The organism is Mesorhizobium sp. LSHC412B00, assembly GCF_000503035.1.
Taxonomy (GTDB): domain Bacteria; phylum Pseudomonadota; class Alphaproteobacteria; order Rhizobiales; family Rhizobiaceae; genus Mesorhizobium.
Genome location: NZ_AYWB01000027.1, coordinates 1 through 24,256, shown reverse-complemented (window position 1 = coordinate 24,256; position 24,256 = coordinate 1). Strand labels below are relative to the sequence as shown.

33 protein-coding genes are annotated in these 24,256 nt (G+C 60.8%); 16 read left to right on the top strand and 17 right to left on the bottom strand.

All coding sequences use genetic code 11. The features are described from left to right. Window positions 1-65 precede the first annotated feature (65 nt). The gene (locus tag X757_RS0135150) at window positions 66-257 is read right to left on the bottom strand and encodes a hypothetical protein (protein ID WP_023684328.1); all 192 of its coding nucleotides are present in this window, start codon (window positions 255-257) and stop codon (window positions 66-68) included. Between the two features lie 178 nt (window positions 258-435). Between X757_RS0135150 and X757_RS137110 the strand changes: the two genes are divergently transcribed. From X757_RS137110 to X757_RS137130, 5 genes are all read left to right on the top strand, one after another. After that, window positions 436-1,605, top strand: coding sequence for a cystathionine beta-lyase (locus tag X757_RS137110; protein WP_023727879.1), 1,170 nt, complete (start codon window positions 436-438; stop codon window positions 1,603-1,605). A 225-nt stretch (window positions 1,606-1,830) separates the two neighbouring features. After that, window positions 1,831-2,919: an HPP family protein gene (locus X757_RS137115; protein ID WP_023727878.1), complete on the top strand. Its 1,089-nt coding sequence runs from the start codon at window positions 1,831-1,833 to the stop codon at window positions 2,917-2,919. 103 nt (window positions 2,920-3,022) lie between these two features. Continuing rightward, complete coding sequence (locus tag X757_RS137120) at window positions 3,023-3,691, top strand: RNA polymerase sigma factor (protein ID WP_023730437.1); 669 nt, start codon at window positions 3,023-3,025, stop codon at window positions 3,689-3,691. A gap of 115 nt (window positions 3,692-3,806) precedes the next feature. Then, window positions 3,807-4,331 (top strand): DUF4142 domain-containing protein, encoded by a 525-nt coding sequence (locus X757_RS137125; protein WP_023697729.1) that lies wholly within the window; start codon window positions 3,807-3,809, stop codon window positions 4,329-4,331. A gap of 10 nt (window positions 4,332-4,341) precedes the next feature. After that, window positions 4,342-4,653, top strand: coding sequence for a cupredoxin family copper-binding protein (locus X757_RS137130; RefSeq protein ID WP_023727876.1), 312 nt, complete (start codon window positions 4,342-4,344; stop codon window positions 4,651-4,653). On the opposite strand, the gene X757_RS137135 is transcribed toward X757_RS137130, so the two are convergent. Continuing rightward, window positions 4,629-5,513 carry a crotonase/enoyl-CoA hydratase family protein gene (locus tag X757_RS137135; RefSeq protein WP_023727875.1) on the bottom strand — a complete coding sequence of 295 codons (885 nt, stop codon included), beginning with the start codon at window positions 5,511-5,513 and terminating at the stop codon, window positions 4,629-4,631. The genes X757_RS137130 and X757_RS137135 overlap by 25 nt on opposite strands. Window positions 5,514-5,596: 83 nt before the next feature. Here X757_RS137135 and X757_RS137140 point away from each other — a divergent pair, with 83 nt between their 5' ends. Further along, the gene (locus tag X757_RS137140; protein ID WP_023727874.1) at window positions 5,597-6,187 is read left to right on the top strand and encodes a TetR/AcrR family transcriptional regulator; all 591 of its coding nucleotides are present in this window, start codon (window positions 5,597-5,599) and stop codon (window positions 6,185-6,187) included. Between the two features lie 99 nt (window positions 6,188-6,286). On the opposite strand, the gene X757_RS137145 is transcribed toward X757_RS137140, so the two are convergent. After that, entirely contained in the window at window positions 6,287-7,513 is a 1,227-nt protein-coding gene (locus tag X757_RS137145; RefSeq protein WP_031194071.1) for an anion transporter, read from the bottom strand. A 766-nt stretch (window positions 7,514-8,279) separates the two neighbouring features. Continuing rightward, on the bottom strand, window positions 8,280-8,516 hold the full coding sequence (locus X757_RS137150; protein ID WP_023671471.1) for a hypothetical protein: 237 nt from the start codon (window positions 8,514-8,516) through the stop codon (window positions 8,280-8,282). Window positions 8,517-8,789: 273 nt separating this feature from the next. Between X757_RS137150 and X757_RS01000000165390 the strand changes: the two genes are divergently transcribed. From X757_RS01000000165390 to X757_RS137160, 5 genes are all read left to right on the top strand, one after another. After that, the gene (locus X757_RS01000000165390; protein ID WP_023727873.1) at window positions 8,790-9,116 is read left to right on the top strand and encodes a hypothetical protein; all 327 of its coding nucleotides are present in this window, start codon (window positions 8,790-8,792) and stop codon (window positions 9,114-9,116) included. Window positions 9,117-9,886: 770 nt separating this feature from the next. Continuing rightward, window positions 9,887-10,054 (top strand): Thivi_2564 family membrane protein, encoded by a 168-nt coding sequence (locus X757_RS1000000167320; protein WP_023727872.1) that lies wholly within the window; start codon window positions 9,887-9,889, stop codon window positions 10,052-10,054. Window positions 10,055-10,067: 13 nt separating this feature from the next. After that, entirely contained in the window at window positions 10,068-10,361 is a 294-nt protein-coding gene (locus X757_RS0135145; RefSeq protein WP_023730429.1) for a hypothetical protein, read from the top strand. 161 nt (window positions 10,362-10,522) lie between these two features. Next, window positions 10,523-10,993 carry a GFA family protein gene (locus X757_RS137155; RefSeq protein ID WP_023705683.1) on the top strand — a complete coding sequence of 157 codons (471 nt, stop codon included), beginning with the start codon at window positions 10,523-10,525 and terminating at the stop codon, window positions 10,991-10,993. Window positions 10,994-11,394: 401 nt separating this feature from the next. Continuing rightward, window positions 11,395-11,589: a hypothetical protein gene (locus X757_RS137160; protein WP_023689885.1), complete on the top strand. Its 195-nt coding sequence runs from the start codon at window positions 11,395-11,397 to the stop codon at window positions 11,587-11,589. An 85-nt stretch (window positions 11,590-11,674) separates the two neighbouring features. Here X757_RS137160 and waaF read toward each other — a convergent pair whose 3' ends face one another. Beyond that, window positions 11,675-12,697, bottom strand: coding sequence for a lipopolysaccharide heptosyltransferase II (waaF, locus tag X757_RS137165; protein ID WP_023727870.1), 1,023 nt, complete (start codon window positions 12,695-12,697; stop codon window positions 11,675-11,677). Continuing rightward, entirely contained in the window at window positions 12,694-13,635 is a 942-nt protein-coding gene (locus X757_RS137170; RefSeq protein ID WP_023808296.1) for a glycosyltransferase, read from the bottom strand. Before X757_RS137170 ends, waaF begins: the two co-directional genes overlap by 4 nt. A gap of 484 nt (window positions 13,636-14,119) precedes the next feature. Between X757_RS137170 and X757_RS1000000165925 the strand changes: the two genes are divergently transcribed. Then, window positions 14,120-14,779: a glycosyltransferase family 25 protein gene (locus X757_RS1000000165925; protein ID WP_023727869.1), complete on the top strand. Its 660-nt coding sequence runs from the start codon at window positions 14,120-14,122 to the stop codon at window positions 14,777-14,779. 19 nt (window positions 14,780-14,798) lie between these two features. Here the strand turns inward: X757_RS1000000165925 and msrA are convergent, their stop codons facing one another. The 8 genes from msrA to X757_RS1000000168710 all read right to left on the bottom strand — a co-directional run bounded on the left by msrA (window position 14,799) and on the right by X757_RS1000000168710 (window position 19,312). After that, on the bottom strand, window positions 14,799-15,317 hold the full coding sequence (gene msrA / locus X757_RS137175; RefSeq protein ID WP_023671461.1) for a peptide-methionine (S)-S-oxide reductase MsrA: 519 nt from the start codon (window positions 15,315-15,317) through the stop codon (window positions 14,799-14,801). A 68-nt stretch (window positions 15,318-15,385) separates the two neighbouring features. Continuing rightward, complete coding sequence (locus X757_RS137180; protein WP_023689880.1) at window positions 15,386-15,709, bottom strand: hypothetical protein; 324 nt, start codon at window positions 15,707-15,709, stop codon at window positions 15,386-15,388. A gap of 3 nt (window positions 15,710-15,712) precedes the next feature. Further along, window positions 15,713-15,904 carry a hypothetical protein gene (locus X757_RS137185; RefSeq protein ID WP_023671459.1) on the bottom strand — a complete coding sequence of 64 codons (192 nt, stop codon included), beginning with the start codon at window positions 15,902-15,904 and terminating at the stop codon, window positions 15,713-15,715. After that, window positions 15,889-16,128 (bottom strand): hypothetical protein, encoded by a 240-nt coding sequence (locus X757_RS137190; protein ID WP_023684348.1) that lies wholly within the window; start codon window positions 16,126-16,128, stop codon window positions 15,889-15,891. The genes X757_RS137185 and X757_RS137190 overlap by 16 nt, the downstream gene beginning before the upstream one ends. Before the next feature lie 96 nt (window positions 16,129-16,224). Further along, entirely contained in the window at window positions 16,225-16,428 is a 204-nt protein-coding gene (locus X757_RS137195) for a hypothetical protein (RefSeq protein ID WP_023689878.1), read from the bottom strand. Next, on the bottom strand, window positions 16,425-17,117 hold the full coding sequence (locus tag X757_RS137200; RefSeq protein WP_023727868.1) for a glycoside hydrolase family 108 protein: 693 nt from the start codon (window positions 17,115-17,117) through the stop codon (window positions 16,425-16,427). The genes X757_RS137195 and X757_RS137200 overlap by 4 nt, the downstream gene beginning before the upstream one ends. Window positions 17,118-17,287: 170 nt before the next feature. After that, on the bottom strand, window positions 17,288-18,232 hold the full coding sequence (locus tag X757_RS0135135; RefSeq protein WP_031201560.1) for a glycosyltransferase: 945 nt from the start codon (window positions 18,230-18,232) through the stop codon (window positions 17,288-17,290). A 36-nt stretch (window positions 18,233-18,268) separates the two neighbouring features. After that, the gene (locus X757_RS1000000168710) at window positions 18,269-19,312 is read right to left on the bottom strand and encodes a pyocin knob domain-containing protein (protein WP_031251680.1); all 1,044 of its coding nucleotides are present in this window, start codon (window positions 19,310-19,312) and stop codon (window positions 18,269-18,271) included. Between the two features lie 190 nt (window positions 19,313-19,502). On the opposite strand from X757_RS1000000168710, the gene X757_RS0135130 reads away from it, so the two are divergent. Continuing rightward, a complete protein-coding gene (locus tag X757_RS0135130; RefSeq protein WP_156933496.1) occupies window positions 19,503-20,555 on the top strand; it encodes a hypothetical protein in 1,053 nt (350 codons plus the stop codon). 333 nt (window positions 20,556-20,888) lie between these two features. Further along, window positions 20,889-21,101, top strand: coding sequence for a hypothetical protein (locus X757_RS1000000168270; RefSeq protein ID WP_156933495.1), 213 nt, complete (start codon window positions 20,889-20,891; stop codon window positions 21,099-21,101). Between the two features lie 87 nt (window positions 21,102-21,188). On the opposite strand, the gene X757_RS137210 is transcribed toward X757_RS1000000168270, so the two are convergent. Continuing rightward, window positions 21,189-21,608 (bottom strand): hypothetical protein, encoded by a 420-nt coding sequence (locus X757_RS137210; protein ID WP_156933494.1) that lies wholly within the window; start codon window positions 21,606-21,608, stop codon window positions 21,189-21,191. Window positions 21,609-21,631: 23 nt separating this feature from the next. Then, the gene (locus X757_RS137215) at window positions 21,632-22,117 is read right to left on the bottom strand and encodes a hypothetical protein (protein WP_023727864.1); all 486 of its coding nucleotides are present in this window, start codon (window positions 22,115-22,117) and stop codon (window positions 21,632-21,634) included. 689 nt (window positions 22,118-22,806) lie between these two features. On the opposite strand from X757_RS137215, the gene X757_RS137220 reads away from it, so the two are divergent. Beyond that, complete coding sequence (locus X757_RS137220) at window positions 22,807-23,010, top strand: hypothetical protein (RefSeq protein WP_023727862.1); 204 nt, start codon at window positions 22,807-22,809, stop codon at window positions 23,008-23,010. A gap of 376 nt (window positions 23,011-23,386) precedes the next feature. Next, the gene (locus X757_RS01750; protein WP_050593991.1) at window positions 23,387-23,905 is read left to right on the top strand and encodes a hypothetical protein; all 519 of its coding nucleotides are present in this window, start codon (window positions 23,387-23,389) and stop codon (window positions 23,903-23,905) included. A 101-nt stretch (window positions 23,906-24,006) separates the two neighbouring features. Here X757_RS01750 and X757_RS1000000168755 read toward each other — a convergent pair. Further along, a partial coding sequence (locus X757_RS1000000168755) for a hypothetical protein (protein WP_210164346.1) occupies window positions 24,007-24,256 on the bottom strand: 250 nt, incomplete at its 5' end.

Below are 24,256 nucleotides of genomic sequence, written 5' to 3'. Positions count from 1 at the left end.
CAGGTAAACCCTGATCCTCAGGCAAATCCTGATCTTTTCCCGCGTGAACCCGGCTCCCATCCGGCTCATTCCCGGAACCCCGCGTCGTAACCGACGCCCGGCCCCTCCCATTCACGAACTGCATCGAAGGCGATTATCTCTGTGAGGTCAAGGGAAATGACCGTTTCACGACAGCTTTGAAAACCAATTGCCGCAAATGCCTGAATTGCAGACAACAGCATCAGGAAAGCAGCAAGCCCCGCAAATAAAACCGGCAAAGTCCGTCGACGCTAATCCACATCCACTCATGAAATCCGCGGCTCTGGATCGCCGCGCATTCCAGACTATTCATGGGGGAATTGGCCTATGCAAAGGGCACCGCCTGGCGGGCGCCCGCTGTTGCACGGCCAATGCCGCCGCTCTATGGCTAGCGCTTTCACCACAAGGCGAAGAGCAATGGCGACTGACGGCAACGAAATGGGTATCAACACGCGGCTTGCCCATTCGGGCAACAATCCGCACGACTATTTCGGCTTCGTCAATCCGCCAATCGTGCATGCCTCGACCGTGCTCTATCCCAATGCGTCGGCGATGGCGGCGCGCAGCCAGAAATACACCTATGGCACACGCGGCACGCCGACCACGGATGCGTTGGCGCATGCGATCGACGCGCTGGAAGGCTCCGCCGGCACCATAATCGTGCCGTCGGGCCTGGCGGCGGTGACCGTCCCGTTGCTGGCGTTTCTCTCGGCAGGCGATCACATCCTGATTGTCGATTCCGTCTACCATCCGACCCGCAATTTCGCCGACACGATGCTGAAGCGGCTGGGTGTCGAGGTCGAGTATTACGCTCCGCATGCCGGCGCCGGCATCGCCAGCTTAATCAAGCCGAACACCAAAGTCGTGTTTACGGAATCACCGGCCTCCAACACCTTCGAGGTGCAGGACGTTCCGGCGATCGCCAAGGCCGCGCATGAAACGGGCGCCATCGTCATGATGGACAACACCTGGGCAACGCCGCTCTATTTCCGTCCGCTCGACCACGGCGTCGATATCTCGATCCATGCGGCGACGAAATATCCGGCCGGGCATTCGGACGTGCTGCTGGGCACAGTGTCTGCCAATGCCAACTGCTGGAAGCAGCTTTGCGAGACGTTCTACACGATGGGCTGCTGCGCCGGCCCCGACGACGTCTACCAAGTCCTGCGCGGCCTGCGCACGATGGGCGTTCGGCTGGATCACCATCAAAAGAGCGCGCTTGCCATTGCCGTCTGGCTTGAAGGCCAGCCCGGCGTGGCCCGCGTGCTGCACCCGGCGCTTCCCAGCCACCCCGACCACGCGGTGTGGAAGCGCGATTTTTCCGGCTCTAGCGGCATCTTTTCCATCGTGCTCAAAGGCGGCGGCCAGAGACAGCAGCATGCCTTCCTCGATGCGTTGAAAATCTTCGGTCTCGGCTATTCCTGGGGCGGCTATGAGAGCCTCGCCGTGCCGGTCTTCCTCGGCGACCGTACCGTCGCCAAGGGCCCCTATGACGGCCCGCTGATCCGGCTGCAGATCGGACTCGAGGATGTCGAGGACCTCATGGCCGATATCCTGCGCGGGCTGGAAGCGGCCGCTGCGGCATGACACCAGCAAACTTGCGAAGCTGATTCCGCTGGTCCGCCCAACCCGTTGAAAGGATTGGCGAGCGACTTTCGCAGGCGATCGACGTCGCAAAGCCGCTCATGGGTCGACCAAGCGCAATCTTATTTCCCCAATGCGCGCTTTTTCGGATCGGTTTGACTTTCAAAATCGTCGGTCCAACGCCATTGCAGGCGCTGCGCGCACAATTCCAGCCGGACTGAGCTTGCCATGGCCTTTCGTCTCTTTGTCCCCATTCTCGCCGGCGCGACGCTGCGCGAGCGCCTCATCGCCTGCATCGGGGCGATGATCGGCATTGCGCTGACCGGCGCGATCGGCGCGCTGGTGCTTGGCAATGGCCCGCATGTGCCGCTGCTGGTGGCGCCGATGGGGGCGTCGGCGGTGCTGCTGTTTGCGGTGCCTGCAAGCCCGCTGGCGCAGCCATGGTCGATCATCGGCGGCAATACAATATCGGCGCTGGTCGGCGTGATCGTGGCCCATTTCGTCCATCAGCCCGTTCTCGCCACGGGCATTGCCGTGGCGATGGCGATCGCCGCCATGTCGTTCTCGCGCTGCCTGCATCCGCCGGGCGGAGCCGCCGCACTGACCGCCGTGCTCGGCGGGCCGGCCGTGATCGGTGCGGGCTTCCTGTTTCCGTTCGTGCCGGTGGCGCTGAACTCCATGATGCTGGTCGCGCTCGGCTATGCTTTCCACAGGCTGTCGCGACGCAGCTACCCGCATGTGCCGGCCCCTGCCCCGAAAAGCACGCACGGAACCATCGATCCGCCGGCTCAGGAGCGCATCGGCTTCCGGGCCGAGGACATCGATGCCGCGCTGGCTGCGCTCGACGAGACCTTCGACATCGACCGCAACGATCTCGAACAGCTGCTGCGACAGGTCGAACTGCAAGCGACGATGCGCGCACACCGAACCATGTTGTGCGAGGACATCATGTCCCGCGACGTGATTTCGGTCGATGAACACGCGTCCGCCGATCGGGCGCGTCATCTGCTGCTCGACCACAATATCCGCACGCTGCCGGTTGTCGACAAGGACGCCAGGCTGGTCGGCACCGTTGGATTGAGGGAATTGGCGCGAGCCGACGAAGCCGTCGGAAGCGTTACGTCGACAGCGTCGACCGCCGCCGCCGGTACGCCCGCCATGGCCCTGCTACCGGTGCTCACCGACGGCCGCACCCATGCAGTCATCATCGTGGACGGGGACAGCCGCATCCTTGGCCTGATCACGCAGACCGACCTGCTTGCGGCCACGGCGCGAGTGCAGGCTGCTGACAAGCCGCTGGCGGAAGCAGTATTCTAGGCGCCGTCGGAGCCGGGCGAAAATGGCCGGGAACCTTTTGCCGGCGATGTCATCCAATGTCTTGATCGAGGTTTCGGACGGGGATTGGATCGAGGAACTGGCCATGCCTGCTATGTCTGTACCAATGCCCACGGCTGCTTCAAGCGAGATGCTTCTCGTGCGCCGCGCGCTGGCACGCGAAGGCAACGCCTTCTGCATCATCATGAAGACCCATAATCAGCGGCTCTATCGGATCGCTCGCGGGGTGGTGCGCAACGATGCCGAAGCCGAGGACATCGTCCAGGAGGCCTATGTCAGAGCCTTTGCCCATCTCGATGCCTTTCGCGGGGAGTCCTCATTGGCCACCTGGCTGTCGCGCATCGTCATCAACGAGGCGCTCGGCCGTCTGCGCAAAAGGCGGCGGACGGTGGCGAAAAACCCGCAAGCCGAAATCATCCAGTTCCCCCTCAATCCCAGCGACGATCCGGAGCGGACGATGGCGCAGCGGCAGATCCTCGAGTTGGTGGAACGGGCGACCGACAGCCTGCCCGATGTTTATCGGACGGTGTTCGTGGCGCGGGTTATCGAGGGGCTCAGTATCGAGGAGACCGCCGAGCTGCTTGGCGTGCGGCCGGAAACCGTCAAGACAAGGCTACACCGCGCCCGCGCCCTGGTACGCAAGGCACTCGACGACCAGATCGGGCCGGTGCTGCTCGACGCCTTCCCGTTTGCCGGCCGGCGCTGCGACAGGCTGACCAGCGCCGTCATGCAGCGGCTCGGCCTGGAGAGCTGATCATCGGCTGATTTGGCCGATTTCCCCGGGAACGTTTGCCGCCGCTGCGCATCCAATGACCGTCAACTGAAAAACATGGCCCGGCGCGATCCCGCGTCCGGGCGAAGGAGATGCCATGCTTACCCGACACACCGCCGCCCTCGCTGCCTTGCTGCTGCTTGGCGCTGCCCCGCTCGCACAAGCCGCCGACAAGCCGACGGACCCGCAGATCGCCCACATCGCCTACACGGCAGGCGTCATCGATGTGGAAGCCGCCAAGCAGGCGATCAAGAAATCGAAGACCAAGGAGGTCGTGGATTTCGCCAACGACATGGTGCGCGACCACGAAGCGGTCAACGCGCAGGCACTGGAACTGGTAAAGAAGCTGAAGGTGACGCCGGAAGACAACGCAACCAGCCAGGCGCTGACCAAGGCTGCGGCCGAGGAGCGGGCGAAGCTCGCCAAACTCGACGGCGCAGCCTTTGACAAAGCCTATGTCGACAACGAGATCGCCTACCACAAACAGGTCGACGGCGCGCTTGAAACCCTTTTGATCCCATCGGCCAGCAATGCCGAGTTGAAGAGCCTGCTGCAGACCGGCCTGAAGATTTTCCAGGGCCATGAACAGCACGCCGAGCATGTTGCAGGTATGCTGAAGTAAGGACCAGGCCATGTCGAAACGGCTGCTATGGATTGCACTGGCGCTGGTCTTCGGGACCTCACCCGTGCAGGCCGAAACCATCCAGGTCACCATCGACAAGCTTGTCTTTTCGCCGACCACCGTCGAGGCGAAGGTCGGCGACACGATCAAGTGGGTGAACAATGACGTGTTCGCCCACACGGCTACCGTCAAGGGCGGCTGGGAAGTGATGATCCCGCCGAGGTCAACAGCGAGCCTGACCCTGCAGAAGGCGGAAGCGGTCGACTATTTCTGCCGCTTCCACCCCAACATGAAAGGTCATCTGGCCGTGACGGCGCCTTGATCGCGGTCCGCAAGCCCGTCCTGCTGCGTTGAGGCTCGCCTGGCTTCATCCGGCCGGGTGATGTGCGTCCACGAGCCGTGACAGCCCGGCTGGCGGCGTGCGATCCAGGCATCCAGCCCTTCGCGCAGATCAGCGGTCGGAGCCATGCGGGCGAACTGCTCGGCCTCGACAGCCAAGCCATCCGCGATGCTCTGGTTCAGGCCGCGCGCCACTGCTGTGAGGATCGAGGCAATTGCTGCAGGAGAATGCCTGGTCACGCGCCGGGCGAGATCAATTGCGGCGGGCATCAGCTCCTCATGCGACACCACCTGATTGACGAGGCCGAGTTCGAGGGCGCGCGGCGGCGGGAACCAATCGCCGGTCAACAGCAGCTCGAGCGCCCGCTTGCGCCCTGCCAGCCTCGGAAGCCGCTGCGTGCCGCCGAAAGCAGGCGGCATTGCAAGGTTGATCTCAGGCTTGGCGAACAAGGCGCGGTCGCTGGCGATAGCGAGCGGCACGGCTTCGGTGATCTCGCAGCCGCCGCCGAAAGCGATGCCGTTGACGGCGGCGATGACGGGCTTGCGGAATGCCTCCAGCCTTGCAGTCAGCCGCTGTCCGCGCATGACGAAGTCGCGCAGGGCAACGTCGACGCCGATGGCCACGCTGCCTGAGAATTCAAGGATGTCGGCGCCGGCGGAGAAGGCGCGCGCTCCTGCTCCAGTGAGGATGATGGCGCGGATGGCATCGTCGGTCTCGGCGGCATCGAGGAGCGCAAGCAGGCGATCAATCAGCGCATAGTTCAAGGCGTTGAGCTTTTCCGGCCGATTAAGTGTGAGGATGGCGATCCCGTCGCGGGCCTCGGTGAGCACAAGCTCGGTCATGTCTTTTCCTTCCCTGTGTTTGTCGACCGGAGAGGATCAGGCTTTCGGTTGTATGTATATTCACTAGTCGGTATACTTGCCCTATGAGCGAAGCACCGAACCCCACCCGCAAACGCATTGTCGATGCCGCAACGAAGCTGTTCTATGCCGAGGGGATCGGCCGCGTCAGCGTCGATGCAGTGGCGGAAAAAGCCGGGCTGACCAAGCGCACGCTCTACTATCATTTCAAGAGCAAGGACGATTTGATCGCGGCCTATCTCGACGGTCGCGACCAGCCGAACCTCAAGCAGATGGCCGGCTGGTTCGAGACGGCCGAAGGCGATGTCGAGCGCAAGGTCGAGGCGATTTTCACCAATCTGGCGCGCGTGGCGAAGCACCCGAAATGGAGAGGCTGCGGCTTTCTGCGCACGGCAGCCGAACTCGCTTCCATGCCCGGACACCCGGCCGTTAAAGCGGGGGCGCGGCATAAGCAGAATTTCGAGACCTGGCTGGCCGGCGAACTCACAGGCCACGGCGTCGACGAGCCGCAGACCCTGGCGCGCGAAATCGTGCTTTTGATGGACGGCGCGTTCTCGATCATGCTGATCCACCGCAACCCCGACTATGTCGAGGCGGCCGGACATGCCGCTGCAACGCTGGTTCGGGCAAGGTCAGGATCGGCGACTATCCGCTAGAGCGTTCATCGTTTAATGAAGACGGCGAAACACGCTATCTCTTTGTTTTGACGCAATTCCGGACCGAAAAACCGCTTCACACTTTTTCCTGGAATTGCTCTAGAATCCAGCCGCCAGCCATGCCGTCCCGACGGCAAGGGTCAGCAGCGTCAGTGGCAGGCCGACCTTGAAGAAGGCTGAGAAGGACAGCTGCGTGCCGGCCGCCCGCGCCTGTTCGGCGACGATCAGGTTGGCGACTGAGCCGAGCAAGGTGAAGTTGCCCGCCAGCGTCGAGCTCATCGCCACCACCAGCCAGGCACGCCCGGGGTTTTCAAGGCCGGGTATGAATGGCCGCAGCGCCAGCACGGCCGGAACATTGCTCATGATGTTGGAGAGCACCGCGGTGAAGCCCGATAGACGCCAGACGTCGTCCAGCCCGAGGTTCTTGGCCGAGGCGATGATGTCGGGCGTCAGCAGCGTCTTTTCGGCGCCGGCGACAACGATGAACAGGCCGGCGAACATGAACAGCAGCGGGCCGTCGATCTCGCGGTAGATGCGGGCCGGCTTGATGGCGCGGGTGAGCAGCAGGATGGCCCCGCCGATGAGCGCTGCCTTGGCAACCGGAACGCCGGCGAAGAAGGCGATGGCCAGGCCAATGCAGACAACCACCGCCTTCAGCACCTGTCCCGGCAGCATGCGGCCGCGATAGACTTCCGGGTTGAGATCGGCGGGGCGGGCGAATTCGGCGCGGTAGACGATGCGCACGATGACGACGACCGCGACGAGGCCGAAGAGGGCAACCGGCGCCAGGGCGGCCGAAAAGGCTGGGTAGGAAATTCCCGACAGCGCGCCGATGACCATGTTCTGCGGGTTGCCGGTGATGGTGGCGACGCTGCCGCAGTTGGACGCGGTGGCGGTGGCGATCAGATAGGGAATGGGATTGCGATTGATGACACGGGTGACGTGGACGACGATCGGCGCCATGACCAGGCAGATGGCGTCGTTGACCAGGAACGCCGACAACACGCCGGTCAACAGCGTCACCATCACCAGCAGCACGAAAGGCGCGTGCGCATGCTCGATAGCGTAGGCGCCAAGCGCCCGGAAGGCGCCGGACACCTTCAGATGCGCCACCACGATCATCATGCCGAGCAGCAGCGTAATGGTGTCGAAATTGATGGCGCGATAGGCATCTTCCATACTGAGTGCGCCGATGGCGATCATCGCCGCCCCCCCCAGCAAGGCGATCCCTGCCCGGTCGAGACGGAGGCCTGGAATACGCCCGACTGCGACGCCGGCATAAGTCAGGACAAGGATCAAAAGTGCCGCTGCGCCCATCAATGTCATTGGCAGACATCCTTGTCCAAACGAACCGACGCAGGAACGGACTGTTCCCGCTCAGGCATTTGCCGGGCAGCTTTAACGCCGCTCCAGCAAAGCGAAAGCCTATAACGATCCGAATGCGAAAATCGGTGGGCAAAATCGCGGGTCGACCGATGCCGGGAGCAACCGGAGCTTGATCTTGAGACGGCCGAAATTGGGAATGAGACACGCGCGGCGGACTGCGGCGGACTGAGATCGCCATCCGCGAAACTTCCCCCTCGGAAGGCTCGTGATCTATGTGATTAAATTCTAATTTAGGCTTTCCGGGTATGGATAGCTTAGCCGTATTTCGGCCGTGGGGTTTCAGATGGTCCAGGTTCTTGAGAGGGAATGCCGTGTCTCGGAAAACGAGGCTCTGCTGGCCCGCCCGATGGAATGTCCACAATGCCACGGAACCCGCAAGGTGTTTGTCTGTGCCCGGTGGGCGAGCTCGAACGGCCATTGCTGCCCTGGAGGAACACACCGGCTCAGGTGCCCCGGTCACAGCGTCACGTGCATGGAGTGCGAAGAGAACCTTGAGCGTATCTGAAAGCGATCGCGACCATTTCCTGTTCGGAAAACGCAAAAAGCCCGCTCCGGCGAACCGGAGCGGGCTTTGCAACAATACGCCAAGAGTACCCTGCTGAGACCAGTACCCTGCCGAGAGCCGACCCGCTTTGCGTTTCCGCCACTGCAATAAATTGGTAGCGGCACTTCCAGAAAAAGCGATTGTTGGCTAACCGCCGTCGGATTACTCGCCCGACTGGCCGTCGCCAGTCACACTGCTGCCCAGAATTCCAAAGTCCTGAGACTTTGTTCCTTGTCCCGCAGTCAGGAATCCATCCGCATCCAGGCCGCGCCGCAGCAGTTCCCGCACTGCCGCGGACCGGCTTGGCATGCGCTTTTCGAAGCGCCAGTTTTCCAAGGCAGCCAATTCCTCGGCTGTCAGCATGATCTGCAGTCGCTCGGGTCGTTCCAGCTCGGCCATTCGCGCCTCCAACCGTCAAGACCAAAAATATGGTGAGTTAGTATGTGTCTCAATTGCAGTATAGCTAGGGGTCCCCGTGCAGCGCGTCAAGAGAGGCTGATGGGTGACTCACATACAAGACCAACGATGAGGAAGACACGCCGATAGCACAACCCTCGCAGTCTGCTAACTACTTGATTTACTTGAGAATATTTTATATTCTTCTTGCCATCTGAAGGTCGTTGGCGCATCTTGATCACGACGGGACAACCGGCTCCTGAAAGGAAGGTTTCCATGCGCTACGGATATTCGGCTCGGCTACGAGAGGATCTCAATTCACGGGTCCTGGGCGCGCTGCGCTCGCGCGGAATGGTCAATATTGCGGTGGTTGCCGAGGACATACGATTGCGTAACCTGGACGAGAACGTCGCCCTTGAAGACGTCGAGCGGCTTGTGATGCAGACGGCCCAACTCTACGGCGCGGTGATGGAATTGGACGGACTGACCTCCGTCGAGGCGGGGAGATTGACTTCGCTTGCCGACGATAAGCACGAACTGTCTGGCATCGGCAATTCCGACACCACAGGCGGCCAAACCGCTCCCCTGCTGGGATTGTCCTAAGCGCGACCCTCTCTTTCAATCGACAAAATCCGCGAGAGAGATTTGGACCGAACTCGGCGGCGCCTGGAGCGTCCAGACGACGCCTTGTCCCCAAATTCCAGTTGTCCGGTGCCGCTAAGCGCTTGTGGCGCAACCCGCTGGAGGACGACGGAGCCAAAACCGCGGCGCGTCGTCCCACTCATTCGGCGGCCTCGTTGTAGAACGTGATGCGGCCCCGTGTGTCGATGGTGTAGGCTGCAACGGGCAACGCTCCCAACAAACTGGCGGGCCCGACACCTGGGATTCCAATCCCCGCATGTTGGATGACGTATTTCCCTACCCCAAATTCCCCACCTGCTCGATTTGCCCGTTCCGCGGTAGCTGAGATGCACGTGCGAGGTTTCGGTTCCCGTCGTCCCCTTGGGACGGCAATTGTTCTCCTGCGAAAAGGCGATCACCCGCCGGGCGGCGCCGGATCTCAGGGCTCGCGCAAATGTCGACAACGAAGCGCAACTCAGGCCGTCTTTGTCGGAAGCTCGTCAACCCGAGGCGGTTCTCCCGTTAGCCCCGCCTGACGCCAGCAACAAGTTGCCTGGGACTGTGTCGCCGATGGCAAACGACAACCATTGCGGCAAACAGGCCCTGATCGGCATCCAGCTTCAAAGGCTGCGGAACGTTGTTTCGCGGCCTTTACGCTGCGCCGATGGCTTCGCATCGACAGGAACCAATCAAGGGCCAGAGCGTTTGCCGCTGCGTACTCTTCTCAGACGTAGCCAGACGGAGTGAGGGACATGGCTTCATCGGTACTTATCGGCATTCTAATCACTTTCCTGGTGATCATCCTGGTGCTCTATCTCATCCAGCGTCTGCCGCTCGATGGCCGCACGAGGCAGATCGCGCAGATCGTTGTCCTCATTATCGGCATCATTTCGCTGTTGAAATACCTGGCCGTATTTTAGGATAAGGATCGCCATGACATCCCAAACAATCGCATGGATCATTGGAACGGCGTTGTTTGCAGCAACAAGCACGGCCCACGCCCGACCCGACACGCGTTCGATGAGCTGCGAGGAGACGCAGCGCCTGATCCAGAGCCATCACTCGGCGGTGTTGACGACCGGCCAGAATACTTACGATCGCTATGTCCGCCAATACGGCAACGAGTGCGACTGGCCGGAGGTGCCGGTCGCTGCCTCCGTTCCGACACGTGATCGCCAGTGCCGTGTCTATTGGTGCCGGGAACCGGTGTTCGATTTCCCGAACTGACACATCCAGCAGCCTTGCGGCGGTCGTTGCCATGGCGCTCCCGGGTTCAGACGATGCTTTGCGCGAGGCGACATGGAACCCTTGCGCTGCGGGTGAATTGATTGTGCGCATGGCGCTGCAAGATGTAGTGGTGTGATGCCCAACCAGATGGAGGAGCGGTCATGCCCAATGATACAAGGCGGAGCGGCAGCTGCCTGTGCGGCGGCATCCAGTTTTCGGTGACGGGAGATCCCTTTCGGATTGGCCTTTGCCATTGCAAGGACTGCCGCAAGGCTAGCGGGTCGGCTTTTTCGGCGTTTGCAGTGTGGCCGCTCGAGGCGTTCGAAACGACGGGTATCGTCAGCAGCTACGGCGACAGAAGTTTTTGTCCCACCTGCGGCGGCCGGGTCCCTTTGGTTCGTGAGAATGAGGTGGAAGTGACGATTGGCAGCCTCGATGAGGTGCCCACCGAAGGGCTGGAGCCCAGCTATGAACTCTGGGTCAATCGCCGTGAGCACTGGTTGCAACGCTTGCCTGCCGCCCGGCAATTCGAGCACGACCGGGTCGATGACGAGCCGACAAACCGGACAGCCGAACCAATTTCTGACGGTGTCGAGACGCCGTCTAGCTTGCCGCAACGCAAGTCGGCCTAGCGCGAGCGGCGCAGACAGCCGGCAGGCAGGAAATCGTTCTCGAAACCGCCCGATGCCGAACGGAGCGTCCCCGGTCAGCTGGAATTCGTCTTGTGGTTGCAACGATGCTACGTTTGTTTGGAAACGAGAGCTTAAGACCACGCAATATCGTTACGTCAACTATGCTGCCCAAGCATCTCGTGGTGTGAACTGAAGGAATCTCCCTTTCTTGTACAAAAAGAAGCTTTGTTTATTTTCTTTCCGTCACATATTGTAGCGAATCTTGAAGCCGGATGGGGCGGCTTTCATGCAGCCAGCGCCTTCGCAGGATCGCGGTCCGCACGTGCAATATCCACTTCACGGCAATCTTCATGCAAGCATAGTCAGCGCAAAGTTCATGCGCAGACATTGGGGGGGCACCAATGGACCAGCCGAGCAAAATGGAGAACCTGCAGTTCGCGCAAGGGATGCTGCGGGAGCTTCGGCAGAAAGCCGAAGCCGACGGCCAGAAGCTTCTGACCTACCTCATCGACATGGCCTACCTTGAAGCCAGCGACCGCATCCGTGCACATTGGGTCGGCAATCACGAGCCCGAAAACCGCAGGGCCAAGGGGTAGTGTCAAGGGGTAAACCCGAAACGGGGCTATGGTTGCCCCCACGGGGCGTTTTTAACCAGACGCCTGGGGCCGGCGAGACCATTGGTCAGTTGGCGATACCGGCTGAGATGTCAGCCAGAGCCTCCCTCACCCGAGTTTCGCTGACGCCGCGCGTGTCCTTGACCCAGCTGGGCGTCGAAAGCGGCGGTTCGATAAAGCGAACATGGTTGTTTACGGGCCCATGCACATAGGGGCGATTCAGCCCGTAGATGAGCGCGCATGGGACGTTCAGGGCAGCGGCGGCGTGGGAAATCCCGCCATCAACCCCGAGGAACATGGTTGACGCAGCGATCTGGCACATCGCGTCAGCAATCGACGGGGTCGAGGTGAAGTCGATTGCCTCAGGAATGGCGGCGCGGATTTTTGCGGCACCGGCGTGCTCGCGCGGTCCGCCCACAATCCAGATTGCCCAGCCGCGATCATGATGGTCTCTGGCGATCGAAATGAAGCGCTCGACGGGCCATGAGCGGAAATTCTCAATGTCGGCAGTATAGAGCGCCAGTGCCGGTCGGTCGGCATCGATCTTCTTGTGCTGGCGCCATTCGTCCAGTTCGGCCGGATCGACCACAAGCCGGGGCGCCGGCCACTCTGCGCCCGCAGCCGGCTTTTCGCCAAGCGAGGCAATCGAGCAGACCTCCTCGAACAGCCGCGTCTTGCGGGGTCCGAAGGCCCATAGATGGGCCAACCAGCCGGCGGGGAAGCGATTGAGGAGGCCGAATTGCAACTCCTGCGGATAGCCGATGCGCTCCTCTATTCCGGCCATGAACGCCATCAGCGCCGCCTTGGTGCTGCTGGTCATCAGATAGGCCGTACGGTAATTTTCCTTGCGCAACTCGCCAACCAGGCGGCTGCGCTCGCCAAAACCGGGGCGCTGATGACGCTTGGCAAGCGCCCAGCCCTTCCTGACATGCGGCATCAGGCGCGCCAGCGGCGCTGCAACGGGCGAGGTGACGACATCTATGGGGCGATCAGGAAATCGCGCGGCAATGATCTGGATGGCGGAATGGCAACGGACGAAGTCGCCGACCGCGGGGAAGCCGACGAAGAGGATTGGATCGCCGGTCGTCAAGGAAGCGCTTCGCCGTCAAGGATGCGGGCATAGAGATCCAGATAGCCGCGCGCCGCTTTTTGGATGGGAAATCTCGTCGCGGCCGATTCGCGGCATTGCTGAGGCGTAAGGTCGGCGACGGCCTCGAAAGCGGCCGCAAATTCTTCATCGGTCTCAAAGAAGCGCCCGCTGTCGGCATCGACCGTCTCGGGCAATGCGCCTCGCGTCGTCGTCAGCACCGGAGTGCCGCACAACATGGCTTCGACCGGTGCGTTGCCGAACGGCTCCTCCCAGGCGATGGGGTTGAGGAAGGCTCGCGCTTCGCCGAGAAGGCGAAGCTTCGGCTCGCCGTCAACGATTCCGTGGAAACGGTATCGCCTGCCAAGGCTCTTGAAAAACAACCCTTCGCGGCGGGTCTGACTTCGGCCCAGCAGTTTCCAACGCGAGCCACCGGCGATATCGAGACCGAAATCGAATTTTTTGGCGAGATCGACGGCGCGGTTGAGGCCTTTGCTTGATCGTGCAATGCCGGCGAGAAATAGCAGGCGGTCGCCCTTTGCAGCCGACAAACGATAGGCGTCCACCGGAAAGCCATTGTAGACGAATGTCTCGCGCCCATGCTGGCGGGCATGATTGGCGCTGATAAAGCTCCAGTTCGCAACTGGCATGGGCTGGTCCGGCATAAAGCCGCGCTGCGTATTCAGCGTTGGAAATGGCACCTCGACGGGCCAACTATGGGTGTGGACGATTTGCGTGTCGCGCGGAATGGCTGCCCGGCATTCGGCATCGGTCGAAGCGTGCCGGACTTCGAAGAGCGGGTGGCTGGAGCCAGGGCCAGCGATCACCACGACTTCGTGTCCGAGACGAACCATCTCCGTGGCCAGCCATTCGACCTGACGCTGAATCCCACCGTAACCTCGGCAGGGTATTACGCCCTTCAAAACGAGCGTCACCCGCATTGACCTTGCCTCACAATGCTCTCAAAGACGGCCCAGTTGCGTCACGGGCTGGGCATTGTCAAGGTCGCGCCAGAAACGCAAAAAGCCGCGGCGGCCTCGATCGGGTTACGGAATCGTTAATCAGCGCTTGCTACTATACCGGATGACCAAGAATCTCGGCAATGCACCCAGGACCATCTCCAGGCAACAGCCAAAGACCTCCGCTCTTGGTGGGCTGACGCCCGCCCTGTTTCCCCTTGTGGTCGTCGCGCTCGGATACATGATCGGTCGGCAATTCTTCGGCTTCTAGGGCGACTCGTCTAGGCGCGCACGGTAAAGGCTCGCGCCACGCGGGGGACGCCGTCAATGTCCACCCAACCTCCAAAATCAACCGGCGGCACCGTACGCCGCTACCCACTGCCCCGCACGTAAGCAAATTTTGTGCAATCACGGGAACGTGATATTCACTGATCACCGGACAAAGGGGGCGCTGATGAGGTGTCTGGTGATCAATCTTGATCATTCTCGCGATCGGCTGGCGCATGTCGCGTCCGAGTTCGGCCGGATCGGAGTACCATTTGAGCGTGTCTCCGCCATTGATTGCCCCGATTGCTGCTCTGTCGCCAAAAGCCCGCTAAGCGCTGCTGAGGTTTGCTGTTTCCTGAGCCACCGCTCGTGTTGGGAGATCGTTGCGAACGGCGCGGATCAATATGGCGCGGTTTTCGAGGACGACGTCGTTTTCGGCGCGGGCGCCGGCTCGCTGCTTGCTTCCGATCGATGGGTGCCGCGCGATGCCGATGTGATCAAGCTGGAAACGCATTTTGCCAAAGTGAGGGTCGGACGCAAGGAAGTCATGCCGGCGCTTTGCGCACAGCACCATTTTGTTTCGGGACGAGAGCGCTTTCCAAGCCTCGTGCGACGGCCCGGGAGGCGGCCAAAACCGTTTCTCGATCGAATTGTCGGAGAAGCGGTGCGAACCTTCGCCTATCTTCGAAACCAGAGCCTGACCGGAACAAAGAAGATCGAGGCCGTCGCGTTCTCAGGCTCTGAGGTCGACGGCAAACCCGTCCACGGCGCGTTCATCTATGGGCAGCCCGAGCACGGCCACCTCAACAAGGCGGCCGGCATACCGATCGCGCGGAAGAATAGTTCGACCGCCAGATAAGCAGACGATAGCGGCTGCGTTACGAAACAGCCTTTTCGCGGACCGGAAGCTTCCAGCCCGGCCTGACAAAGTGGCAGGTATAGCCGTTGGGGTATTTCTCGAGATAGTCCTGATGCTCTGGCTCCGCCTCCCAGAAATCGCCCACCGGCGCAAGCTCGGTGACGACCTTGCCCGGCCACAGTCCAGAGGCATCGACATCGGCGATGGTGTCTTCGGCGACGCGCTTCTGCTCGTCGCTGGTGTAGAAGATCGCCGAGCGATAGCTCATTCCGACATCGTTGCCCTGGCGGTTCCTGGTGGTCGGATCGTGGATCTGGAAAAAGGATTCGAGCAATGTGCGAAAGCTGATCCTGGCCGGATCGAAAACGATCTCGATGGCTTCGGCATGGCTGCCGTGGTTGCGATACGTGGCGTTGGGCACATCGCCACCGCTATAGCCGACGCGGGTAGAGATCACGCCGGGATAGCGCCGGATCAAATCCTGCATGCCCCAGAAACAGCCGCCGGCAAGGACTGCACGTTCGGTGGACGTCGCCATATCATACCTCCATTGGATTGCTCCTTAGGTAGGCATTGTCGCTGGCTTCTTCCAGCATCTCAAGTGCATCACTCGTTGCCGGCCGAGCCGAACCGCCGCACGATGACCTCGAAGACGATGTCGGAAATCCACATGGCCGAGACGCCGATCAAAAAGGCGGCGGCGAGCGTCGTGGTGTCGTCGGCCGGATCGGGGATAGGCATGCCGGTTGCCCTGAACCAGGCGACGGCAGGCAGCGTCAGATACGCAGCCGCCAGCGCCCCGCAGATCGGCGAGGCAATCATCTCGCGCAGCTTGTAGCGATGGCGCGACAGTGCTCGCAGCACGCCGCCGGCTAGCCCGGCGGCGACGACCGGCCCCTTGATGCCGAGCATGTCGAAGAGGTCGTGCATCGGCTAAGGCCTCCATCCGCAGAGCTTTTGTCCCTTGCGGTTGTGCGCCAGGAGCGCTCTCGCCTCGGCGTCCGACAGGACGTCGACGGCTTCGGCCGACAGGCGCAGCGGGCTCGAAATCGCGCAGAAGCCGCCCGAAGCAGTCGTGCACCCGGCAAGCGCCACAAGCAGCGCAAGCATCAGTCCCTTGCCCATGATTTCAGCTCCTTTCGAACAGCGTCCGCCGGCAATGCGCCGACGTCGTTCTGCACCTGCTCAGCGACCGCGCGCGCCGCGGCCTCAGCGGCCGCCAGTTTGCCGCGCTCGGCCCTGGCGCCGGCCAGCCGCTGGTGAGCGCCCCAGCAAAGGGCGGCGATGACCGATGCCAGGAAGCCCAGCAGCGCTTTGTTGCCAAGCAGGACGGCGAGGAGCGCGCTCACAGCAGCCACCCGGCGACAAGCCCGGCGGCAAAGCCGATAGCATAGGGTTTCGCGGCTTCGAGATAGGCGATGAGCAGTTGTTGAAACCCTTCCATGTCAGTGCTCCCAGCCGGATTTGCGGGCCAGCCAGTGCCAGGTCTCGGTGACCGAGGCGATGGCGAGACCGGCGGCGATCTCCAGACCAGCTTGAATGTCGGGGTCGGAAGAAAATGCCGCCGCGTCGTCGGCGCCGAGCAGGCCACGCGCGACCAGAACACCGGCGCCGTAACGCAAGCCGATGCGGATGAAGACGGCGATCATGTCGAACTCCTTGCGAAAATCGATTTCAGGATTTGAAGCAGCGCACGCCAGAACGGCAGGCGTTCGACGGGGCTGACGGGCCCGCCGGTAGACACCGGCGGCATCGCACTGCCGGGCTTCGGCGAGAGCGCTGATGGCTGGGGCGGGGTGCCCGGCAAAGGTGCCGGAGCGGGCTGTAGTGCCGACATCAACAGCGCCTGGGAACGGACCGACCGGATGCGATCGCTCCAACCCTTGCCGAAAACCGGCCAGGTCGGCAGCCGCCGCAGGAATGCCAGGCGGGCATCGCAAAGATCGTCGATGACTGCGCCCGGTGGCCTGGCGCCGACAGCTTTGAGCGTGGCCGGGCCGATCCTGCCGTCCTGTGCGGTGCCAACTGCCGCCTGCAGATATTTAGCCGCCCTGCCCGGCCCACTGTTCACGGCGAAGTCGAAGACGGCATAGTCGACACCGCCGGGAAGCTCGGCGCCCGCAGCGGCATTCCAATAGAAGCGGCGATAGACCGTCGCCACCTGAGCATCCGTGATATGGCGAAGGTCGACCTTCGTCGCATCCGCCTTCACGTAGCGGCGGAAATTGGCCAGCGTCACGCCCTTCATGGTTGCGCCGCCGGGATCAGCCGGATTGTCGGACCAGCCGCCTTCCGATTTGAGGACGAGCGCAAGCGCCCGCGCGAAGTTGCGGTCCATGGGTAACCTCAGGAGATTGTGGAATTTAGCTCGGAGACTTTAGCCAGTCACAGATCACGCACAGGAGACGAGTGTCCTGTTGAACCTGACTGTGCCGACGGCATGTCGGTTGGCCAGCTATAACGCTTCCTCACGGGAGAGGAATTTTGGATGGAGCGGCTAAAGCGGGCTCACGGAAGCACTTCGCCGTCAAGGATGCGTTTATAGAGTTCCAGATAGGCCTTTGCGGCTTTCTGGATCGGAAATCTTTCGGCTGCCGATTCACGGCATGTTCGCGCGGAAATGCTGTTGATCTCATTGAGACCGTGAGCAAACTCGTCATCGGTTTCGAAGAAACGCCCGCTGTCTGCATCGACCGTTTCGGCAAGCGCACCGCACGGAGTGGTCAGCACAGGCGTTCCGCACAGCATTGCTTCGACCGCCGCCATGCCGAACGGCTCTGCCCAGGAGATCGGGTTAAGGAAGGCGTACGCCTCGCCGAGCAATCGGAGCTTTTCCTCGCCATCGACAGTGCCGTGGAAGCGGTAGCGCGGCGATAAGCTCTTGAAGAACAGAGACTCTTTCCGGGTTTGGCTGCGCCCGAGCAACTTCCACCTCGAGCCACCCGCGATATCGAGCTCGAAGTTAAATTTCTTCGCCAGATCGACGGCCCGGTTGAGGCCCTTCCCGGCCCTCGCGATACCGCCCAAAAACAACAGCCGCTCACCTTTCCGATCTGCCAGCCGGTAGGCATCCACAGGGAAACCGTTGTAAACAAACGTTTCTCGATCATGATGATGCGCGTGACTGGCGCTGACGAAGCTGTAATTTTGCCCCTTTCTCGGGGCGTTTGGAACATAGCCGTGCAGAGTGTAAAGCGCACGATACGGGCTTTCTACATCATACCAGCCGTTGAAATGCACGATGTCAGTATTGATAGGGATCGCCCCCAGACATTCCACTACTGACGCGGCCTGCCGGACCTCGCAACGCGGATGGGTGGAGCCCACTCCGGCAATCAGTGTGATTTTATGTCCGAGAGATGCGAGTGCGCTGGCGAGCCAATCGATTTGCCGCTGGGTGCCGCCGTAGCCTCGACAGGGAATTTTGCCTTGCACTGCAATAGTAATATGCATGTTCCAACGTTTAGACCGTTGCTCACATTTCGCAAGCTAGGCCCACGCTCTCAAAACGAGTTTCCAGCTAGCGTTTGTTATGTCGTTAAAACCTGTTCCAGCCTTGTTGAGGACTTTAAGTGCGCCAGCAGCATTACCAATCCGTACATTCAAATTGGTGGCATCTGGCACGATGCTAATAGCCTGAGCGGTCGCATCAGTTGTATTGAGAGATGGGTTAATGGGTATCTCGTCACCAACCGAATACCCCGAATTAGCCGTAGTACATTGAATGAAGGCCGCATAGAGCTTCGGCTTCACCCCCAGCCCATGAGCCAACGTCAGCGACCCGCCGGATGTGATGGTCTGCTGCGCGCTTTCATAAAACTTCTGAAGCAACGCCGTGGACGACTGGACATAGCGTGCATCCTGTTCGGCCTGCGACCATTGCAGCTTGATCCATCCTCCCCAGGCACCGCCAGCCTGCCTGCGCCGCCATAGCTTTTGGTCTGCCGCCGTAGTGTCGTTGACGAAATCATGCACCGTCTGCGTCCGGTAGCCAGTGCTTCCGTGCGCTTCCACAAACCCCAGGAACCAATTTGCGCCGTCCGGCGCATTAGCCGCCGCCGAGGCCATATACCAGCCGTTGTCCAGGGCGTTGTTCCAATCGGTGATCGTCTGCGCGACGACACCAAGGTTGGGTCGGCTATCAAGTTTCAGATCAAACCCAGCCTTGACGAACCCCGTTGTAGCCAATTGCGTGGTATTCGTTCCAGGCGCTGCGGTCGGCCCCGTTGGCGTCCCGGTAAATGTCGGGCTGGCCTTCGGCGCCAGGCTGGACACCGCGATCCCACTATCCTTCCCCACCTTGCCCGTGGTGCCCGCGAAAGTGACAATATTGTCGGTTGCCGAAGACGCAGGCCCCAAAAAATCTCCTACTCCCGTCCCGTCGGCGCCTCTGTCGCCGGCACGGTCGAACATCAGCCAGATGCCGTTGGCCACCGTCGGCAAAGTGCCGGCGCCGCTGACATAGGCGAGCGTCAGTTTGCGGTATGGCGTGATGATGCTGCGGGAAGCGGTGGTTGATCCCGCGGAGTTCAAGAGCGCGAGGCGGACGACCGGGCAGAGTGATCCGCTGGGGGCGTTTCGGTGAGGGGCAAGCGCCCTCGATCTTTCCAAGAGTCTTCGATCCGACAAAGCCCGCGAGGCGGGCGGGCGAACGCGTGTGGCCCGGCCCTGCTGTGGTCGCCAGCGCTGCGCGCCTTTGTTCAAAGCCAGGGAGCAGCCAACAATGGTACACATCATCCCACTCTCCGTTGGTCGGCGACGGCTCGATACGGGGAACGCAGTGCAGTATCCGCAAGGGTCGCCCATCGGCGGCGCCATGCAGGGTTTTGGCGACGAGCTTTCCGCACTGGCCGAGCACTACCGGAAGATGACAGAGCGACAGGAGGCCTTCGACGCCGAGATCGCACGCCGCCAATTCAACGGCCGGATCGCGTTGGCCGAAGACGAGGTGGCGGCGAAGGCGCCGGCCGACGGCGCGGGCATGCACGAGGCCATGTACGGCCAGCTGGACCCGTATGACGGCCGAGCGGTGAAGCCCGGTCTGTTCGACAAGATGTTCGGCGAGGTCTTGCCGAGCATGCCCGCAAGCCAACGCGCCAACTTTGCCAAGCAGAAGGAGGCAATGCGCATGGCAGGCGCGGTGCGCATGGCGCAGCGGCAGCTCCAGCGGCGCAAGGATTATGAACAGAACCAATGGTCCGGGGTCCAGCGCGCCGAGCTTGACGCCATCGCTCAAAGCAATCCCAACGACACTGTGGCTTTTAACGCCGCTCGCCGGCGCGGCCTCGATGTTCTCGACAAGATGGGCCTCGACCCGCAGGGCAAGTTGCAGGCCGAAGCCGCGTGGCGGGATAGCACGGCAAAGACACGGATTGAGGCTCTGATAACTCAGAACCCGAAAAGGGCCCTCAATCTGCTCGTGCCGACAGCGTTTACCACTCAGGAAAGCAATCAGCCGGAGCAGGGGATGGATGATATCATCACCGACTCTGTTGCCGGAACGGACAGTTCTGACGAGTCAACCGAAAAAGGTGACCGCGTTCGCCGACTCACGTCGAATGAACGGATAAGGCGGGCATTTCAGGACGATCTTCCGATCGATACGTTGCTTGCCGAGCTTTCGCCTGGTTCCTATGACGATGTTGTTCGCAAGGCGCGCACCGCGGATGCGGCAAGTCTCATCGGCACCCATGCCGATCTCGACATCGCTTCTCAAAACGCGCGGGCAGCCATAATCAACATGACACCCTATTCCGGCACAAGCGGATGGGTTTGACGATGCCGGTTCCGAGCGTCCATCAAATGAAAAATTCGCGAAGTCAATCGATCTATCTCCGGCAGACATTCTTCGATTAAAGAAAACAGTTGCGGCGGAATACTATCCTAAGAGCGACGAAATCGAGGCTAAAGCAGTTATCGACGCGGTTCTAAATCGGCTGGCTTCCCAGCATTGGGGCTACAGCATTGAAAGCGTAGTAAACAGCAAGGATCAATTCTCAGACGTTAATGGTCCGACCTCCGGTCTAAGCATAATCGATCCGACATCGATCAAGTACCCATCGGCGACCCACGTTTTCCTAAAGCATCGAGGATAGTTGACGGATACCTAATGCAGCGTGCATCAGGCGAGCCGTCATCGGTTGATGATAATCTTAGCTATGGTAATCCAGATTATGCAGACGAATCTGGTCTTAAGTGGTTACTGAAATTAAAAATGAAGCGTGGTCTTCATTTGCATGGTACGCCTCCCGATTTGCTGCGGTTCCTTCCGGGAAAATTTGGTATCAATCTACCAGAGGACTACTATTCAGCTTGGCCGTAAAATAGATCGATATCGGTGCCGCTCAGAAAGGGTCACCTCTTTATTAGGCGGTGTCCTTTATCGTGAAAATAATCATCATCCGTTCAGCTACGGCGCGCAGCCAACGTCAACAAAATTTAGTAGTGGTTCGACGCCTTCATCGTCCCGAACGGTATAGAATGCATCTGGGTAAGTTTCAGCGGGCCTCCAATTGAAGTTCTTGACTGTATCCGGACCTACCGCAAACATATAGGAAGGCATCGGACCACTGATAAATCCGTGGTCGCCCTCTTTCGTCACCAGCTCCGCCGCCGTGGCCGGCTGCAAAAGCTTCTTATCCGCCGTGAAGGCGGCTTTACCGGAACCTTGTCGGATGACGGTCACGACAATCCCCGACTCGAGTTCCTTGAAGAGCACGCCCTTTGGGCAGCTTTGCCACAGAGTGTCCGTCTTATCCACGTCGTCCGACTGAGCCGCGCCAAATGGCAACGCAAACACCGCCATCGCAGCGAAAATGAGTGATCGCAATTTGCCTCCTAGGACGGTACAGGTCACCGATTTTTGCGGAATGACCGAGCAATGCGCTCGGCAATTGGCTGAAACAGCGCCTGATCCTTCTTGTTCCAATGCATATCGAAGCAGGTGACGGTACGGTGTTTCTGACACATGCCGTAGAAAATGAATTCGCCATCGGGCGAGGTCCCGGAAATCACTGCGAGCGATGGCCTGTCAATCTTATACGTTACGATGCTGTCATCACCGACGATTGCCTGTTTAAGGTACTCAAACGGAGTCATCTTTTTTTCAAGGGCTCGGTACTGACGAAGCTCTGCGTCCGGATACGATGCCGGACGGAACACCGAGCCGTAGTTTTCGGCGAACCCACCAAGCAACCAACCATCGCCATCTTCAAAGAATTCGGGGATCTCGATCTTGCTTCCGCCGCTTAACGACTCGATCCATTTGATAGGCTCCTTGGCAACGGCCATCGGCGTCGACAGCGCCAGGAGGCCGAAGGCGAAGCCAAATGCTCTCATGACGTTGGCTCTTGGAGCGACAACTGGGGCGAGAATGAGTGATCGCAAGGGTGCTCTCTTAAATTGTATGTTGCAAGCTATAGCGCCATCCAGGTTGTAGCAAGCGCTGACATCGCTGGGAAGGATATGGGATAGGATTGAAAAAAGCGCGCACTATGGGTAATCCAGAGGTGGCAGCAAACTTTGTCATAGATGAGTGCCCGACGCCGGACCTGGCTATTGGCCGCTTGATGAGTGAGAGCGGTTTGAAATGCATCGGAACCGGCTGCGGGGACGGCGAGTGAGGGAGCAATCTGGGAGTTTGTGGAAGGCACGTTCAGTCCTGCTCGCGAGCCTTTCCCTTGGCCTTGTCTACGCCGTGCCCGCGTCGGCAATCACCCTTTCAAAGAAAGAATGGAAGGCATTCTCCTGCGTTCTAAGCAAGGCACGCGATCAGGGTAACCCGGACGTCGCTGCCGGCTACGCTATCGAGTGTCCCACGGAGGGCTGAGTGACGCGCAGGAGGAGCGGATCAGGGATTTGGTCACCCGCCGGCTGATGAAAGAATACGGCTTGACTTGCATCGGAACTGGCTGCGGGGGAGGCGAGTGAGGCGAGAGCCTCTGTACTGTTCACCGGGGCTCGCCAATCATCGGTTTTTGCGGAATCACCTTACGATGCGTTCGGCATCAGCAACCTGAGGCATCATCATGGAAGCGGAAACCAGCATTCTCGCATACATTATTTCCTACCTGCCATTGCTGGTTTATCTGGTGGCGCAGCTCTGGGTGAGCATCTGGCTCGCATTCAAACTCATCCGCGTTCAGCAGCAGATGGCGCGCGCGCAGGAAGGCATCCTGGCCAAGTTGAGCGAGATCGACAGCCGGATGGCGGCGAAACCGAACAAGGACTGAGCATTCACCAGGGGGATGCCTCCTGTCAACGGGAAGTAGGATTTTATTCTTAAATCCGTTGACGGGTGAGGGCAGCAATGGTATACTTCTATCCATGGTGCTGATTTGCGCCAGTGACCCGCCATCAGGCGGGTTTTTGTTTGCGCGATAGCCGGTGCGGATGCTGCGACGATTGTGAGAGAACGCGGCGCCTCAGAATTCTGCACCGCTGCACCGCTCGCGGGTCACGGCATGAATCCCTTGGCTGCGGAGCAGCTCCAGGGGTCTGCGCCGCGTCGCTTCGCTCCTTGCTTCGCCATAGGATGACGAAGGATGGGGGGGCGTCTCGCTTCCTTCACTGACGATGGCTTCGCTTCTGGCTGACGAAGGTCCATCCATGACCCTCCGCATCATCGCCGCCACGCTGCGCGATCTCTCCTACATCGCCGCAAATCTGCGTCCCGAGGACCGTGCCGAGACCGACTTCCATTGGTCGCCGGCGCTGCTGGCGCTCACCGCGCTGCAAGGGTTTGCCTATGTCGCCGAGCTCGACGGCAATCCGGAGGCCGGCTTTGGCGCTGCCGAACAGCGTAGCGGGTTGTGGATCGCCTGGAGCTGGGGTACGCGCCGCATGAGGCGATGCGTGCCCGGCATCACTGCGCACTTCCACGCCGTGCTCGGGCCGCAGGTCGCGGCGCGGGGCGCCTGGCGGGTCGAGGCGCGGGCGCTCGCCGCCAACGAACTGGCTCTGCGCTGGCTCGGCCGGCTCGGCGCCACCCAACGCTGCCGGCTGCCGGGCTATGGCAGGAACGGCGAAGATTTTTTCCTCTACGACTGGACAAGAGAAGGCTGGAACCATGTGTCTCTTTCAAAAGCCGCCGGCGCTGAAGCCGCTGCCACCGACCCCGACCATTGAAGACAAGGACGTGCAGGCGCGCGAGGCCGCCCTGCGGGCTGAACTCGAACAGCGCCAGGGCACGGCGGCGACGGTGAAAACCGACCTCGCGCCCGGCGACCTCACCGGCCAGCGCCGCGTTCTGCTGGGGGTATGACCATGACCGCGATGAAACGCAGTTTCAGCAAGCGCGTGCTGGCGTGGTGGTACTGGCGACGGCATGCCAGGCTGGTGAAGCGGAGGTGACGCATCTTACCCTCCCCCTTGTGGGCATAGGCGCTAAGATAGGTATTGCCCTGCGGAATCGGGTGTGATTCTACACTGCGATGACACACGAATCGCTTGTTGATGACGGCTGGGCCGAGACGATTG